This window comes from Pseudothauera nasutitermitis (assembly GCF_004801295.1).
GTDB classification, from domain to species: Bacteria; Pseudomonadota; Gammaproteobacteria; order Burkholderiales; family Rhodocyclaceae; genus Pseudothauera; species Pseudothauera nasutitermitis.
In genome coordinates, this window is sequence record NZ_SSOC01000007.1 from 163,232 (window position 1) to 179,017 (window position 15,786).

At 67.3% G+C, this 15,786-nt stretch carries 16 protein-coding genes; 7 read left to right on the forward strand and 9 right to left on the reverse strand.

All coding sequences use genetic code 11. The annotated features are described in order from the left end of the window. Positions 1–83: 83 nt before the first annotated feature. Both fusA and E6C76_RS18935 read left to right on the forward strand, forming a co-directional pair. Positions 84–2,135 (forward strand): elongation factor G, encoded by a 2,052-nt coding sequence (fusA, locus tag E6C76_RS18930; RefSeq protein ID WP_136349811.1) that lies wholly within the window; start codon positions 84–86, stop codon positions 2,133–2,135. Positions 2,136–2,199: 64 nt separating this feature from the next. Beyond that, positions 2,200–2,460: a DUF4212 domain-containing protein gene (locus E6C76_RS18935; RefSeq protein ID WP_136349812.1), complete on the forward strand. Its 261-nt coding sequence runs from the start codon at positions 2,200–2,202 to the stop codon at positions 2,458–2,460. 5 nt (positions 2,461–2,465) lie between these two features. Here the strand turns inward: E6C76_RS18935 and E6C76_RS18940 are convergent, their stop codons facing one another. The 3 genes from E6C76_RS18940 to E6C76_RS18950 all read right to left on the reverse strand — a co-directional run bounded on the left by E6C76_RS18940 (position 2,466) and on the right by E6C76_RS18950 (position 5,114). Continuing rightward, a complete protein-coding gene (locus tag E6C76_RS18940) occupies positions 2,466–2,840 on the reverse strand; it encodes a hypothetical protein (RefSeq protein ID WP_136349867.1) in 375 nt (124 codons plus the stop codon). Positions 2,841–2,989: 149 nt separating this feature from the next. Further along, the gene (locus E6C76_RS18945; protein ID WP_136349813.1) at positions 2,990–4,846 is read right to left on the reverse strand and encodes a sodium:solute symporter family protein; all 1,857 of its coding nucleotides are present in this window, start codon (positions 4,844–4,846) and stop codon (positions 2,990–2,992) included. Between the two features lie 13 nt (positions 4,847–4,859). Continuing rightward, positions 4,860–5,114 (reverse strand): DUF4212 domain-containing protein, encoded by a 255-nt coding sequence (locus E6C76_RS18950; RefSeq protein ID WP_136349814.1) that lies wholly within the window; start codon positions 5,112–5,114, stop codon positions 4,860–4,862. 247 nt (positions 5,115–5,361) lie between these two features. Here E6C76_RS18950 and E6C76_RS18955 point away from each other — a divergent pair, with 247 nt between their 5' ends. The 3 genes from E6C76_RS18955 to E6C76_RS18965 all read left to right on the forward strand — a co-directional run bounded on the left by E6C76_RS18955 (position 5,362) and on the right by E6C76_RS18965 (position 7,214). After that, on the forward strand, positions 5,362–5,817 hold the full coding sequence (locus E6C76_RS18955) for a universal stress protein (protein ID WP_136349815.1): 456 nt from the start codon (positions 5,362–5,364) through the stop codon (positions 5,815–5,817). A gap of 229 nt (positions 5,818–6,046) precedes the next feature. Beyond that, positions 6,047–6,559, forward strand: coding sequence for a hypothetical protein (locus E6C76_RS18960; protein ID WP_136349816.1), 513 nt, complete (start codon positions 6,047–6,049; stop codon positions 6,557–6,559). A 151-nt stretch (positions 6,560–6,710) separates the two neighbouring features. Continuing rightward, the gene (locus E6C76_RS18965) at positions 6,711–7,214 is read left to right on the forward strand and encodes a hypothetical protein (RefSeq protein ID WP_136349817.1); all 504 of its coding nucleotides are present in this window, start codon (positions 6,711–6,713) and stop codon (positions 7,212–7,214) included. 61 nt (positions 7,215–7,275) lie between these two features. Here the strand turns inward: E6C76_RS18965 and E6C76_RS18970 are convergent, their stop codons facing one another. Further along, on the reverse strand, positions 7,276–8,016 hold the full coding sequence (locus E6C76_RS18970) for an SDR family oxidoreductase (protein WP_136349818.1): 741 nt from the start codon (positions 8,014–8,016) through the stop codon (positions 7,276–7,278). 195 nt (positions 8,017–8,211) lie between these two features. Between E6C76_RS18970 and E6C76_RS18975 the strand changes: the two genes are divergently transcribed. Further along, the gene (locus E6C76_RS18975; protein WP_136349819.1) at positions 8,212–9,453 is read left to right on the forward strand and encodes an alpha/beta hydrolase; all 1,242 of its coding nucleotides are present in this window, start codon (positions 8,212–8,214) and stop codon (positions 9,451–9,453) included. A gap of 143 nt (positions 9,454–9,596) precedes the next feature. On the opposite strand, the gene E6C76_RS18980 is transcribed toward E6C76_RS18975, so the two are convergent. The 5 genes from E6C76_RS18980 to coaBC all read right to left on the reverse strand — a co-directional run bounded on the left by E6C76_RS18980 (position 9,597) and on the right by coaBC (position 15,044). Further along, a complete protein-coding gene (locus E6C76_RS18980; RefSeq protein ID WP_136349820.1) occupies positions 9,597–11,831 on the reverse strand; it encodes an NADP-dependent isocitrate dehydrogenase in 2,235 nt (744 codons plus the stop codon). A 399-nt stretch (positions 11,832–12,230) separates the two neighbouring features. Continuing rightward, entirely contained in the window at positions 12,231–12,824 is a 594-nt protein-coding gene (locus E6C76_RS18985; RefSeq protein WP_136349821.1) for a c-type cytochrome, read from the reverse strand. Between the two features lie 102 nt (positions 12,825–12,926). Beyond that, positions 12,927–13,385 carry an NUDIX domain-containing protein gene (locus tag E6C76_RS18990; RefSeq protein WP_136349822.1) on the reverse strand — a complete coding sequence of 153 codons (459 nt, stop codon included), beginning with the start codon at positions 13,383–13,385 and terminating at the stop codon, positions 12,927–12,929. A gap of 1 nt (position 13,386) precedes the next feature. After that, entirely contained in the window at positions 13,387–13,836 is a 450-nt protein-coding gene (gene dut / locus E6C76_RS18995) for a dUTP diphosphatase (protein ID WP_136349823.1), read from the reverse strand. A 2-nt stretch (positions 13,837–13,838) separates the two neighbouring features. Then, a complete protein-coding gene (gene coaBC, locus E6C76_RS19000) occupies positions 13,839–15,044 on the reverse strand; it encodes a bifunctional phosphopantothenoylcysteine decarboxylase/phosphopantothenate--cysteine ligase CoaBC (protein ID WP_136349824.1) in 1,206 nt (401 codons plus the stop codon). Between the two features lie 47 nt (positions 15,045–15,091). Between coaBC and radC the strand changes: the two genes are divergently transcribed. Further along, on the forward strand, positions 15,092–15,769 hold the full coding sequence (gene radC, locus E6C76_RS19005; RefSeq protein WP_136349825.1) for a RadC family protein: 678 nt from the start codon (positions 15,092–15,094) through the stop codon (positions 15,767–15,769). The last annotated feature ends 17 nt before the right edge of the window (positions 15,770–15,786 follow it).

A 15,786-nucleotide genomic window follows, 5' to 3' on the forward strand; every position in this document is an offset into this window, starting at 1 on the left:
TGATCCATTGCCCGTCCCCGCCGACAGGCGGAAACTGATGCCCAGACTCGCACGCGAACAATCAGAAATGGGGAGAAGGCGTCATGGCATCGACCTCGGTTCACGACATCCGCAACCTGGCCCTGCTGGGCCAGGCGGGCAGCGGCAAGACCACCCTGCTTGAAGCCCTGCTGGCCGCCGCCGGCGCCATCGGCGCGTCGGGCAGCATCGAACGCGGCGACACGGTGAGCGACTTCGACCCCATGGAGAAATCCATGGGCCACTCACTCAACACCGGGCTGGCCCAGCTCGAATGGGCCGCTCACCGCCTCAATCTGCTCGACACTCCGGGCACCCCGGATTTCCTCGGCCGCGCCCTGCTCGCCCTGCCGTCGGTGGAAACCGCCGTGGTGGTGGTCAATGCCCAGGCCGGCGTGGAGACGGTCACCCGGCGCGCCATGGAAGCGGCTGCCGGCAAGTGCCGGATGCTGGTGGTCAATCGCATCGACGCCAGCGGCGCCGACCCGGCCGCCGTATTCGACGCGCTGGTGGCCGCCTTCGGGCGCGAATGCCTGCCGATCAACCTGCCCACGCCGGAGCGCGACCGCGTCATCGACTGCTTCTTCGCGCCCGAAGCCGGCGCCGCCACCGCGTTCTCCTCGGTCGAGGCGGCACACGACGCCATCGTCGACCAGGTCGTGGAACTGGACGAGGCGCTGATGGCCGCCTATCTGGAACAGGGCGAAACGCTCGACCCCGGGCAGTTGCACGATCCCTTCGAACGCGCCCTGCGCGAAGGCCACCTGATTCCGGTGTGCTTCGTCTCCGCGCGCAGCGGCGCCGGCGTGCGCGAACTGCTCGACGTGTTCGCCCGCCTGATGCCCGATCCCACCGAGGGCAACCCGCCCGCCTTCGTCAAGGGCGAAGGCGCCGCGGCCGTGCCGGTCGAGGTCGCCCCCGATCCCGCGCGCCACGCACTGGCCCACGTGTTCCAGATCCAGAACGACGTGTATCGCGGCAAGCTGGCGCTGTTCCGCATCCACCAGGGCACCATCACGGCCGGCTCGCAGCTCTACGTGGGCGACGCGCGCAAACCCTTCAAGGTCACCCATCTGCTGCGCATCCAGGGCCGCCAGCAGGTGGAGATCGCCGAGGGCATCGCCGGCGATCTGTGCGCCGTGGCGCGCGTCGACGAACTGCACCGCGACGCGGTGCTGCACGATTCGCACGACGAGGACTACCATCACCTGCTGCCGCCCGCCTACCCGCGCCCGGTACATGGGCTGGCGCTGATCCCGAAGAAGCCCGGCGACGAGCAGAAGCTCTCCGAGGCGCTCGCCCGCCTGCAGGACGAAGATCCCTGCCTGGAAACCGGCTTCGACGCGCAGACCCGCCAGACCGTGGTGCACGGCCTGGGCGAACTGCACCTGAAGGTGGTGCTGGAACAGCTCGCCACGCGCTGGAACCTGGACCTGGACACCGCCCGCCCGGCCGTGCCCTACCGCGAAACCATCGCCGCCAGCGCCGAGTCGCGCTACCGCCACAAGAAGCAGTCCGGCGGCGCCGGGCAGTTCGGCGAGGTGGCGCTGCGCGTGGAACCGTTGCCGCGCGGCGGCGGGCTGGAACTGGTGGATGAGATCAAGGGCGGCGCCATTCCCACCCATTTCATGCCGGCGGTGGAAAAAGGCGTGCGCCAGGCCGTCGCCGAGGGCTGCCTGGCCGGCTTCCCGCTGCAGGATCTGCGCGTCACCGTGGTGGATGGCAAGCACCACGCGGTGGATTCCAACGAGGTCTCCTTCGTCACCGCCGCGCGCCACGCGCTGCTGGAAGCAGTGGCCGCCGCGCGGCCGACCCTGCTGGAGCCGCTGCTGGAAGTGCGGGTGAGCGCGAATGAGCGCCACTTCGGCGAGATCAGCGCAGAGTTCTCCAGCCGGCGCGGACGCATGAGCGCCACCGACAGCATCGCGCCGGGGCGCATCAGCCTCAGCGCGCTGGTGCCGATGGCCGAACTGGACGGCTTCGAGATCCGCCTGAAGGCCATCTGCGCGGGCGAAAGTGAATGCACGCTGGCCCTGCATTCCTACGAACCGGCGCCCGGCGACGCGCAGCAGCGCCTGGCCGGCGCCCACGCCCAGCGCCGCGCGCACGAGCAGTAGCGCCCGGCGGCCGACTGGACCATACTCGGGCGGTCGAACGGCCGCCCGAGCGGCGCCCAACCCTATGCAACTGAGCGACAAACATCTCGCCTACTGGCGCAGGACGCGCCTGCTCACCATCGCGCTGCTGGTGGCCTGGACCGTGGTCACCTTCGGCGGCGCCTACTACGCCATCGCGCTCAACGAATTCGAACTGTTCGGCTTTCCGCTGGGCTTCTACCTGTTCGCCCAGGGCGCCCTGCTGTTCTACCTACTCATCGCTGGCATCTACGTGCTGGTGATGAACCGGCTGGACCGCGCCTTCGGCGTCGCCGAACGGCGCTGAGCTGCCTAGCGGCCCGCCGGCCCGGCCTTGCCCGCAAATTGCCGCGCGCCCGCATGGGCCTGCCGGCTGAGGGCGAAATCGAACAGGAACTTGGACCAGATGGTGACGCCGGCGATCGTCGTCCAGGTTTCATAGCTGAACAGCCCCGCCGCCACCCCGAAGATCACCCAGGCGATCACGCTGCCGCCGATCAGATTGGTCGCGGCGGCGAACGGTGCGTAGCGGCCGGGGTTGGCCGGGGGCTCGCCGCGCTTCAGCGCGACCTCGGAGAAATCCCGGCGGACGATGATGCGCCAGGCCCGGCGCAGCCAGAAAAAGGCGATGGGAAACAGGGCCAGGAACAGAATCCAGTTCAGCACCAGGCTGATATGGGGGGCCATTGCCGTCATGTGCGACTCCCGACTCGAAAGTGGACCGGCCAGGCCGGTCCGTGTTGCGTTGCTTGCTCGAACCCCGCCGTGCGCACACGGCGGGGCTTCCGTCGGCGCGGACGATGCCGGCAGGCACCGCCCGCGCCCATTCGCGCTGCTCAGTGCGCGCCGTGTACCGCCTTGGCGCCGCGCGGCACGCGCACGTCCTCGACCAGTTGCTGGATGTGCTCCGGGGGCTCCTTGGTGAACTTGTCCACCGTGAAGGCCACTGCGAAGTTCACCAGCGCGCCGATCGCCCCGAAGGCTTCCGGCACGATGCCGAAGAAGGAGTTCGGCCCGCCGATCAGGTGGGTGAACTCGGTGCCCTGGACGAAGAACAGGCCCTTGTGCGCGAACACGTAGAAGCAGGTCACCACTAGGCCGGCGAGCATGCCCGCCACCGCGCCCTCTTTGTTCATCTTCTTGGAGAAGATGCCCATCATGATCGCCGGGAACAACGAGGAGGCCGCGATGCCGAAGGCCAGCGCCACGGTGCCGGCGGCGAAGCCCGGCGGGTTGAGGCCGAGGTAGCCAGCGAGCAGGATCGCCGCGACCATCGACAGCTTGCCGGCGAGCAGCTCGTTCTTCTCGGAGATGTCCGGCTTGATCACGTTCTTGATCAGGTCGTGGGACACCGCCGAAGAGATGGCGAGCAGCAGACCGGCAGCCGTGGACAACGCGGCGGCGATACCGCCGGCAGCCACCAGGGCGATCACCCAGTTGGGCAGCAGGGCGATTTCCGGGTTGGCCAGCACGATGATGTCGGCGTTCACCGACAGCTCGTTGCCGTTCCAGCCGGCGGCCTCGGCGCGTGCCTTGGCGTCCGCGTTGGCGGTACGGTCGTTGTAGTACTGGATGCGGCCGTCGCCGTTCTTGTCTTCCCACTTCAACAGGCCGGTCTGTTCCCAGCGCTTCATCCAGTCCGGACGGTTCTCGTAGGCCAGGCTGGCCTCGGGCGCGTACAGATCAGGATTGGCGTTGACCGTGGCCGGGTTCACCACCAGCTTGCCGTTGGCGTCGGTTTCCAGGCCCACCGCGCTGTTCACCGTGGCGTGCAGGTTGAGCTTGGCCATCGCGCCGACCGCCGGGGCAGTGGTGTACAGGATGGCGATGAAGACCAGCGCCCAGCCCGCCGAATAGCGCGCGTCCGCCACCTTCGGCACGGTGAAGAAGCGGATGATCACGTGCGGCAGGCCGGCCGTGCCGATCATCAGCGAGGCGGTATACACGAACATGTTCAGGTAGGAGCCGGGCACCGAACTGGTGTATTCGCTGAAACCGAGGTCGGAGACCACCAGATTCAGCTTGTCGAGCAGCGACACCTCGGTACCGCTCATGGTGGAGCCCAGGCCCAGCTGCGGCAGCGGATTGCCGGTGAGCTGGAAGGAGATGAACACCGCCGGGATCACGTAGGCGAAGATCAGCACGATGTACTGCGCCACCTGGGTGTAGGTGATGCCCTTCATGCCGCCGAACACCGCATACACGAACACGATGCCCATGCCCACGTAGATGCCCACGGCGTTGGACACCCCGAGGAAGCGCGAGAAGGCCACGCCCACGCCGGTCATCTGGCCGATCACGTAGGTGATCGAGGCCGTCAGCAGGCAGACCACCGCCACCGTGGAGGCCGTCTTCGAGTAGAAGCGGTCACCGATGAACTGCGGCACGGTGAACTTGCCGAACTTGCGCAGGTACGGGGCCAGCAGCATCGCCAGCAACACGTAGCCACCCGTCCAGCCCATCAGGAACAGGCCGCCGCCGTAGCCCATGTTGGCGATCAGGCCGGCCATGGAGATGAACGAGGCCGCGCTCATCCAGTCGGCCGCGGTGGCCATGCCGTTGGTGACCGGGTGCACACCACCGCCGGCCACGTAGAAGTCGCTGGTGGAACCGGCGCGCGCCCAGTAAGCGATACCCACGTAAAGCGCGAACGACGCCCCGACGACCAGGTAGGTCAAAGTTTGCAGATCCATGTGGTGAGCCCCCTCAGTCTTCGTGAACGTCGAACTTGCGATCGATCTCGCCCATCTTCCTGGCGTAGTAGAAGATGCACGCGATGAAGATGTAGATCGAACCCTGGTGGGCGAACCAGAAACCCAGCGGATAGCCGCCGAGGCTGATGGAGTCGAGCGCGGGCTTGAAGATGATGCCGGCGCCGAACGACACGACGAACCAGATGACCAAGATCTTGGTCAGCAGGCTCAGTGTCGCCTTCCAGTAGGCTGCACTGTTGTTATCCATATGTCTCCTCCTCTTTATGAGCATTGCCGGACCGGCCGCGCGTGGCGGGCGCAGCCCTCGGACTACCCGAAACTGCGGGACGATTATAGGAAGAAGCTTCTTACTAAAAACTTACAAATCAAAAACAAAATTTCAGAATTTCAGATTGAATTCAGCAATCCATCCTTACAGGAAAACGCGGATGCCTTCGACTGCATGCCGATGCTAGGCTTACGCGGATTTCATTCCATTCCGAGAAGGAGCGAAGATGTACAAGCACATCCTGGTCGCCATCGACGACAGCCAGACCTCGCGCAAGGCACTGCAGGAAGCCATCTCCCTGGCCAGGCTGCACAACGCCGAACTGGAGATCGCCCATGCGGTGGACGAATCGGTGCTGGAGACCTTCTCCACCCACGGCGTGGCCCTGGCCGACGCCAAGAAGATCCAGGGCGCACTGCTCGACAGCGGCCAGAGCACCCTGGACGAAGCGGTGCACGCCGCCGAGGAAGCCGGCCTGAAGCCCAAGCGCCGCCTCCTGTCCTCCGGCGACCTGCACGCCGCCGACCAGATCGCCAAGGCGGTTGTCGATTCCGGCGCCGACCTGCTGGTGGTCGGCTCGCACGGCCGGCGCGGCTTCCAGCGCCTGCTGCTGGGCAGCGTGGCGGAGAACCTGGTGCGCAAGGTCGCCGTTTCCGTGCTCATCGTGCGCAGCCCGCATTGAGCGCACGCCCCCGCAAGCCCAAGGAAATGCCCCCGGACGGGGGCATTTCCTTTACGGCCCCCGACCTGCCGCGGGACATTGCCTGCTGCACACTCCGCGCAGCAAGCATTGCGGCAACCACCCCGCCGGACGCGGAGCACGTACCCCGTGCCCCCGGGCCGGACGGACGGCTACCCCTTTGGCGGATATCCTGTTTAAATATCGCCTATTCCACTTCAGGATGCGGACGATGAGGCTGACCCCCGATCCATGGCGCACCGTGCTGCTGTTCAGCATCTCGGCCTGTTTCACCGGGCTGGGCCTGTACCTGGTGATGCGCGGCGAAGCACTGGGCTGGCTGGTGGCCGGGGTGTTCGGCCTGTTCACCCTGATGGCCTGCATCGCCCTGCTGCCGGGCAGCAGCTACCTGGAACTCGGCCCGCGCGGCATGAAGGTGCGCTCGCTCTACCGCGCCTGGTTCGTGTGCTGGAAGGACATCGACGCCTTTTTCGTCGCGCGCGTCGCCAGACGGCCCATGGTGTGCTGGAACTACGCCACCGGGCCGGCCGCCGGCCATGGCGCGCGGCGTTTCTCCAGGGCCTTGACGGGGGTCGAGGCCGGCCTGCCGGACACCTACGGCCATCCGCCGGAAGAACTGGCCGCGCTGCTCAACGACTGGCGGGCACGCCACGACCGGCACGACCCGGGCACGCCGCCCGCCCCGCTGCCCGCCTGTGCCGGCTTCATGCGCAAGCAGCCCTGAAAACACTGAGCCTGCGGCACAGTCTGCCGCAGGCCGCCGCGCCCCCGGCAAAACCTGCCGCATTCCACCACGCATTTCCCCCCTTGGCGGCCACAACACCTGGCACGAGGCTTGCGCAATAGCGGAAAACCGCACAGCGCAGGAGCCTCCGATGAAAATTTCGTCCTCTTACACGCAAACCACTGCAGCGGGCGGCACGCCGCCGTCCGCCTCAAAGGCGGGCTCCTTCCAGTCGGTGCTCGACACCGCGTATGCCGGCACGGCCACCAGCACCGACGATGCGCAGGCCGATACGCCGCCGCTGAACCGCGCCGAGCGCATCCAGGCGGACAATGAAGCCACCCGCGCGGAGTTCTTCGAATACATGCGCAAATCGCCGATGGAGCGCATGCGCGATGCCGTCCTGCGCAGCATGGGACTGACCGAGGAAGACCTGGAAGCCATGCCGCCGGAAAAACGCGAACAGGTCGAGCTGGAGATCGCCCAGCGCATCCGCGAGCGCCTGCTGCGCAACACCGAGCAGAGCGACGAGCGCGGCACGCCGGCCGGCCCACCCGACCAGTCCATCGGGGCAGTCGACGCCGGCCGTCCGCTGTCGCCCTGGTCATCCGCAGCCGGCATGGTCTCCGGCGCAGCCGACCAGGCGAAGACCTAGCAGCGACACCGGAAAACGCCAGTGGGCATCCCGCCGGCCGGCGACGGCGGAGCTCACCTGCTCAAGCGAAACCGCCGTTGGCGCGCAGCACCTGGCCGTTCACCCACTCACCCTCCGGCCCGGCCAGGAAGGACACCACACCGGCGATGTCCTCCGGCGTGCCCAGACGCTCCAGCGGCGGCAGGGCAGCCATGCGTGCGATCTGCTCGGCGCTCTTGCCCTGGTAGAACAATTCGGTGCCGACCGGCCCCGGCGCCACCGCATTGACGGTGATCCGGCGCCCGCGCAACTCGTTGGCCAGTACGCGCACCAGCCCTTCCACCCCGGCCTTCGAGGCGATGTAGGGCCCATACCCCGGCAGTGCGAGCGCGCTCGCGCTGGTGGACAGCGCGACGATGCGCCCGCCCTCCCCCAGGCGCGCCGCCGCCTCGCCCAGCACCAGGAAGGCGCCGCGCAGATTGGTGGCGATGGTACGGTCGAAATCCTCCAGACCGGCCGGTGCGATCTGCGCCATCGGCAGGATGCCGGCGCTGTTGACCACCACGTGCACGCCGCCGAAAGCCTCTTGCGCGGCATCGAACAGGCGGGCGACATCGCCCGCGTCGCCAACGTCTCCCCGCACCGCGAGCGCCTGTCCGCCCGCGGCCTCGATGGCCGCCACGGTTTGTGCCGCCGCGGCATCGTTGCCCGTGTAATGCACCACCACCGCCAGCCCGTCCGCCGCCAGCCGCCGGGCGATGGCCCGCCCGATGCCCCGTGAACCGCCGGTGACGACGGCGGTTCGCTTCGCATTCGTATTCATCGCTGCTCCAGGTCCGCAGGGCCCATTGCCCTTGCGCGCATTGTTCTTGTTTGCCCCTTGTTCATCAATCTTGCCCTCCAGCGGACTCCGCATGATTGTTGCCGCAGGCGCAACGCTGTTTCCCGTCCATGGGCATTGATCCACCTTTCCCGCCGGGGGAAGATTGCCGATCCTCGCTCCATGCAGGAGAGCCCCATGGCACAACCGCCATCCCGGCGTACAGGCTTTCGCATCCCCGCGCTGCTCGGCGGCGCGGCGGCGGCCTGCGCGGTGGTGCTGGCGACCACCTCGTGCGCGGGCCTGGACCGCCCGCGCACGCCGACCCATGCCTCATTCGCCGAGTACCGCCAGGGCGCCCTGAGCCTGCTGGAGCGGCAGCGCGCTTTCCAGAGCACGGAAAAAACGGCGGAACTGGAATGGAACGCCCCGCGCGAATGGCGCCCCGCCAACCCGCCCACGCGCGGCGTGCTGCTGGTGCACGGCCTGGGCGATTCGCCGTGGTCCTTCCACGACATCGGCGAACAACTGGCCGGACGCGGCTTCCTGGTGCGTACGGTGCTGCTGCCCGGCCACGGCACCCGGCCGGAAGACATGCTGGACGTACGCCTGGAAGACTGGCGGCGGGTCGTCGAGGAACAGACCCGCCTGCTGCGCGCCGAGGTCGGCGAGGTGTATCTGGGCGGCTTTTCCACCGGCGCCAACCTGGTGCTCACCCACGCCTACCGGCGGGACGACATCGCCGGGCTGCTGCTGTTCTCCCCGGCGTTCAAGTCCGACACCGACTACGACTGGGTCACCCCATGGATCGGCTGGCTGCGCCCCTGGCTGCGCGAACCGGACGGCGTGCGGCCGATGCAGAACGCGGTACGCTATCTGACGGTGCCGACCAACGGCTTCGCGCAGTTCTACCGCAGCAGCCGCGCGGCGCGTCAGGCGCTCGCCGGGACGCCCTACGGCAAACCCGTGCTGATGGTGGTGGCCGAGCACGATTCGGTGCTCGACACCGCCTATCTCGCGCAGACCTTCAGCACCCGCTTCACCCACCCGGACAGCCGGCTGGTCTGGTACGGCAGCGCGCCCGCGCAGGTCGCCGACGACCCGCGCATCCTGGTGCGCAGCGACCACCTGCCGGAACTGCGCATCAGCCAGTTCTCCCACATGGGCCTGATGTTCTCCGCCGACAACCCGCTGTACGGCGCCACGGGCAGCCTGCGCCTCTGCTGGAACGGTCAGGAGACGGCCGACACCGCGGCCTGCGAGCAGGGCGCGCCGGTATGGTTTTCCGACTGGGGGTATCGTGAGCCGGACAAGATCCACGCCCGGCTGACCTTCAACCCCCATTTCGCCTGGCAGGGCGCGGTGATGGAACGCGTACTGAACGGCAGCGGACAGCCGCCGATGCTGGCCGCCGTCCCTTCGGCGCAGCCGGGCCACTGATTCGTGCGCGGCGGGCCTTCCCTTCCGGCGCCCCCGGCAACGCAACCCGCAGCACCGACACCGGCCGCGTAAACGAGAAACGCCGGGTCGAAACCCGGCGTCCATGCTTTCCGATGCGCGGGGCCCCGCGCCTCATCCGCCGATCAGGCGGCCGTTTCCAGCAATGCGTTGAAGGTGGCGCTGGGACGCATCACCGCGGCGCACTTGGCGGCATCCGGCAGGTAGTAGCCGCCGATGTCCGCCGCCTTGCCCTGCACCGCCTTCAGTTCGCCGATGATCTTCTGCTCGTTCTCGGCCAGCGCCTTGGCGAACGGCGCGAAGCGCGCGGCCAGTTCGGCATCCTCGCCCTGCGCGGCCAGCGCCTGGGCCCAGTACAGGGTCAGGTAGAACTGGCTGCCGCGGTTGTCCAGCTCGCCGGTACGGCGCGACGGCGACTTGTCCTCGTCGAGCAGGCGGCCGGTGGCCTCGTCCAGGGTCTTGGCGAGCAGCTTGGCGCGCGCGTTGTTTTCCTTGATGCCGAGATCCTCGAACGACACCGCCAGCGCGAGGAATTCACCCAGCGAATCCCAGCGCAGGTGGTTTTCTTCCACCAGCTGCTGCACGTGCTTGGGTGCGGAGCCGCCCGCGCCGGTCTCGTACATACCGCCACCGGCCATCAGCGGCACGATGGAAAGCATCTTGGCGCTGGTGCCCAGTTCCATGATGGGGAACAGGTCGGTGAGGTAGTCGCGCAGGATGTTGCCGGTCACCGAAATGGTGTCCAGCCCGCGCGCGACGCGCTCCAGCGTGAAACGCATGGCGCGCACCTGGGACATGACCTGGATGTCCAGGCCGGTGGTGTCGTGCTCCTTCAGGTAGGTGCGCACCTTCTTGATCAGTTCGGCTTCGTGCGGGCGGTAGGGGTCCAGCCAGAAGATGGCCGGCATGCCGGAATTGCGCGCACGGGTCACGGCGAGCTTCACCCAGTCGCGGATCGGCGCGTCCTTGACCTGGCACATGCGCCAGATGTCGCCCTGTTCCACGTTCTGGGTCAGCAGCACTTCACCGGTGGCTAGATCGACGATGTTGGCCACGCCGTCTTCCTGAATCTCGAAGGTCTTGTCGTGGGAACCGTATTCTTCGGCCTTCTGCGCCATCAGCCCGACGTTGGGCACCGTGCCCATGGTGGCCGGGTCGAAGTTGCCGTGCCATTTGCAGAAGTTGATCATCTCCTGGTAGATGCGCGCGAAGGTCGACTCCGGCATCACCGCCTTGGCATCGTAGGGCTTGCCGTCGGCGCCCCACATCTTGCCGCCCTGGCGGATCATCGCCGGCATGGAGGCGTCCACGATGATGTCGTTGGGCGAGTGGAAGTTGGTGATGCCCTTGGCGGAATCCACCATGGCCAGTTCGGGGCGGTGCTCCTGGCAGGCGTGCAGGTCGCGGATGATCTCGTCGCGCTTGGATTCGGGCAGGGCCTTGATCTTGTCGTACAGATCGACCATGCCGTTGTTGACGTTGATGCCCAGTTCGTCGAACAGCTTGCCGTGCTTCTCGAAGGCTTCCTTGTAATAGATCTTCACGCAGTGGCCGAAGACGATGGGGTGCGAAACCTTCATCATCGTCGCCTTCACGTGCAGCGAGAACAGGATGCCGGCTTCGCGGCAGTCCTCCAGCTCGCGCTCGTAGAACTCGCACAGCGCCTTCTTACTCATGAACATGGAATCGATGATCTCGCCGTCCTGCAGCGCGACCTTGGGCTTGAGCACGATGGTCTTGCCGGACTTGGTGATCAGCTCCATCTTCACGTCGCGGGCCTTGTCGAGCGTCATCGACTTTTCGCCGTGGTAGAAGTCGCCGTGGTGCATGTGGGAGACGTGGGTCTGCGACCACTGCTTCCATTCGCCCATGGAATGCGGGTGCTTCTTGGCGTAGTTCTTCACCGCGGCGGGCGCGCGGCGGTCGGAGTTGCCCTCGCGCAGCACCGGGTTGACCGCCGAGCCCAGGCACTTGCCGTAGCGCGCCTTGATGGCCTTCTCTTCATCGGTCTTGGGATCTTCCGGGTAGTCGGGGATCTTGTAGCCCTTGTTCTGCAGTTCCTTGATGCAGGCCTTCAGCTGCGCCACCGAGGCACTGATGTTGGGCAGCTTGATGATGTTGGCGTCCGGCTGCAGGGTCAGCTTGCCCAGTTCCCCCAGGGTGTCGGGCACTTTCTGCACATCGGTGAGGGATTCCGGAAACTGGGCCAGCACGCGCGCCGCGACCGAGATGTCGGCCTCTTCGACATGGATGCCCGCCGCGCCGGCAAAGGTGCGCACCACCGGCAGGAAGGCGGCGGTGGCCAGCATGGGCGCTTCATCGGTGATGGTGTAGATGATGGTCGGCTGCTTCGTTGGCATTGCTTCTCCCCCTTGTTGTCACGACATAAGACCGGACGCACGGCAGGCCCGGCCATGGCTTCCGAACACCGTATTATAGCTCCGCGCCGGCCGTTCATCGAACTCCGTAAAAAGTCATCTCATATCATGAAAAATACAGAAGATAAAAGATAGAAGACCAGGCATGGAAACCCGTCCGGCACCGGCCCTTCCGGCCTCGCCGGGGCGGCGTCCGAGCGGATTCGCGCAGCAGGACAGGGCGCCGCACGGGATGTGGCATCAGGAGAACAGCCGGTCGCACGGGCGCCGACCGCAGGCTTCGACAAGCATTGCCGGCCCCTCCCCGGCACCAGCCGGCGGGGCGGCATGCGGAACCGGGGGCGGCGGCCCCTCGCTCCGCAGTTGGCGCGCGGGACTGCTTCAGTCCAGGGCGCTGATGTACAGCGCCACCGCCTTGATCTCCAGTTCGGTCAGCTTGGAGGCGATGGAATGCATCACCGCATTGTCGTTGGTGCGCTCGCGGCTGTTGAACGACTTCAACTGGCTTTCGGTGTATTGCCTCACCTGGCCGGCCAGACGCGGGAGTTGCGGCGAACCGAGGCCGCGTTCGCCGTGACAGGAGGCACAGGCCGCCACCCCGGAGAACTCGTTGCCGCGCTGGAAGATGAACTCACCCACCGCCGCCAGCTGCTTGTCCGTCGCCATGCGTGCCCGGGTGGGCTTCTTCTCGAAGTACACGCCCAGCGCGAGCATCTCTTCCGGCGTCAGGCCCTGCACCATGCTCGCCATGGTGTCGCTCTTGCGCCGGCCACTCTGGAAATCAGCCAGTTGCTTGGCGATGTACTGATAATGCTGCCCGGCCAGACGCGGGTACAGCACGGTGGAGCTTTCCCCCTGCGCGCCGTGGCACAGGGAGCAGCGCCCCGCGCTGATCTCTTCGGCACGCTGCAGATCCACCTCCGGGTAGTCGGCCGCACCCGCCGCCAGGGGACAGGCGGCAAGCCAGACGAGCATGCGGACGAATCGGTATGCCGGGCGTTCCATGCGCTCCCCCCCGTTGATGTTCCCGTGTCCGGCAACCGTGCCAGGGGGCGCCCCGACAATCCTTGATCTAACTCATTGCCCTCCGGACGGGCCGCCCGGCCAGCCAAGCTCCAGCAGCCAGGGGCCGGGGCCGGCGGCGAGCGCACGGCGCACGTAGGACACGGTATCGGCCGGCAGAGCATCGCGTGCGCACCATTCCAGCCGGTCGCACTTGTGCGGCTCGGCAATGCGCGGCTCGCCCGTCCAGCGGTGCGCGCGCACGAAGAAATCGATGCGGTTGGTGTCCGACAACCGATGCACGACGCCCAGCAGTTCGGCGTCTTCCTCGCGCAGCAGCAGGCCGGTTTCCTCCTCCAGCTCGCGCGCGGCCGTGCGCACGATGGATTCACCCGGCTCGACGTGCCCGCCCGGCAGGCTGAACAGCCCGTCGAAGAATCCGGTGCCGGCACGCCGCATCAGCAGCACCCGTCCGGCGCGCTCCACCACTACATGCACGCCGGTGGGAATGCCGGCATGGACGGCAGCCGCCATCTCAGTGCTTGCCGGTACTGCCGAAACCGCCGGCACCGCGCTCGCTGTGGCCGAATTCATCGATCACGTTGAAACCAACCTGCAGCACCGGCACCACCACGAGCTGGGCAATGCGCTCCATCGGCTGGATCACGAAGGTCTCGCGCCCGCGATTCCACACCGACACGAAGATCTGTCCCTGGTAGTCCGAATCGATCAACCCCACCAGATTGCCGAGCACGATGCCGTGCTTGTGCCCCAGCCCGGAACGCGGCAGCACCATCGCCGCCAGCCCCGGATCGGCCAGATGGATCGCCAGCCCGCTGGGCACCAACGTGGAATCGCCCGGATGCAGGGTGACCGGCGCATCCAGGCAGGCGCGCAGGTCCAGCCCGGCGGAACCGGACGTGGCGTAGGCCGGCGGGTGTTCGCGCAAACGCGCGTCGATCAGTTTGACGTCGATCTTGTGCATGCTCATTCCTCCCTCATTTCACCACCGGCCAGCAGCGTGGCCAGATGCTCCACGATCCGCCGCGCCAGTTCGTCCTTGGCAGCGCGCCCGAGCGGATAGCGGCCGTTGTCGTCGTACAGCACCACCTCGTTGTCGTCGGCGCCCAGCGCATCCTGCACCAGATTGCCGACCAGCATCGGCAGGCCCTTCGCCCGCCGCTTGCTTTCGGCGTAGGCATCCAGCTCGCGGCTCTCGGCGGCGAAGCCCACGCAGAACGGCGGATTCGGCAACGCGGCAACTTCGGCGAGGATGTCCGGATTGGGCGTCAACACCAGTTCCAGCCCCCCCTCTGCCTTCTTGATCTTGTGCTCGGCGCGCTGCTGCGGGCGGTAGTCGGCCACCGCGGCCACCCCGATGAACACCTCCGCGCCGGGCAGGGCGGCGAACACCGCATCGCGCATGTCCAGCGCGCCGCGCACGCTTACCCTGCGCACACCGGCCGGCGCCGGCAGCGCCACCGGTCCGCTCACCAGCACCACCTCCGCACCCGCGCGGGCCAGCGCGCGAGCCAGCGCATAGCCCATCTTGCCGGAACTCGAATTGGTGATGCCACGCACCGGATCGATGGCCTCGAAGGTCGGCCCCGCGGTCAGCACCACCTTGCGCCCCGCCATGATCTTGGGCTGGAACTGCGCCACCAGCGCCTCCAGCAGTTCCTCCGGCTCCAGCATGCGGCCCGGTCCAGTCTCGCCACAGGCCTGATCGCCCGCCGCCGGGCCGAACAGGGCCACCCCGTCGGCCTTCAGTTGCGCCACATTGCGCTGCGTGGCCGGGTTCTCCCACATCTGCCGGTTCATCGCCGGCGCCACCATCAGCGGGCATTCGCGCGCCAGGCACAGCGTGGTCAGCAGATCGTCGGCCAGCCCATTGGCCAGCTTGGCGAGCAGGTCCGCCGAAGCCGGCGCCACCAGAATGCCGTCCGCACCGCGGGTCAGATCGATGTGCGCCATGTTGTTGTCCATGCGCGCGTCCCACAGATCGGACCAGACCGGCCGCCCCGACAGCGCCTGGAAGGTGACCGGCGTGACAAAACGTGCGCCGCCCTCGGTCAGCACCACATCGACCTCGGCACCGGCCTTGACCAGCAAGCGGGTCAGTTCGGCCGCCTTGTAGGCCGCCACGCCACCGCTGACGCCCAGCACCAGTTTCCTGCCGTTGAGTTCATTCATGACATTCGCGTTAAAATCAACATTCCATTCGAAGCGGGCACACACCCATGGCAATCACCGACTGGCCAGCCGACGAACGCCCCCGCGAAAAACTGCTGGCGCGCGGCGCCCAGGCACTCAGCGATGCGGAACTGCTGGCGCTGTTCCTGCGCGTCGGCGTGCGCGGGCGCAGCGCGGTCGACCTCGGCCGCGACCTGCTGTCGCGCTTCGGCGGCCTCACCCGGCTGTGCGGTGCATCGGCAGCCGAATTCGTCGCCGTACCCGGCATGGGGCTGGCGAAGTATGCCCAACTGCAGGCGGTGATGGAACTGGCGCGCCGCGCCCTGATGGAAGAAATCAGCGCCCGCGACCTGTTCGACCATCCCGGCGCGGTGCGCGACTGGCTGCGTCTGCGCCTGGGCACCCTGCCGCATGAAGTGTTCACGGTCTTGCTGCTCGACACGCGCAACCAGCTCATCGATGCGGTCGAGCTCTTCCGCGGCACGCTGACGCATACCAGCGTGCATCCGCGCGAAGTCGTCAAACTCGCCCTGGCGCACAATGCGGCTGCGGTCATCCTTGCCCACAACCACCCGTCCGGCGTGGCCGAACCCAGCCCGGCCGACGAACGCCTCACCCGCGAACTCAAGGCCGCCCTGGCGCTGGTGGAGGTGCGCGTGCTGGACCATTTCGTGGTCACCGCGCACGCGACACCGCTATCCTTCGCCGAACGCGGCCTGCTGTAGGCCGCCGGGCACGCGGA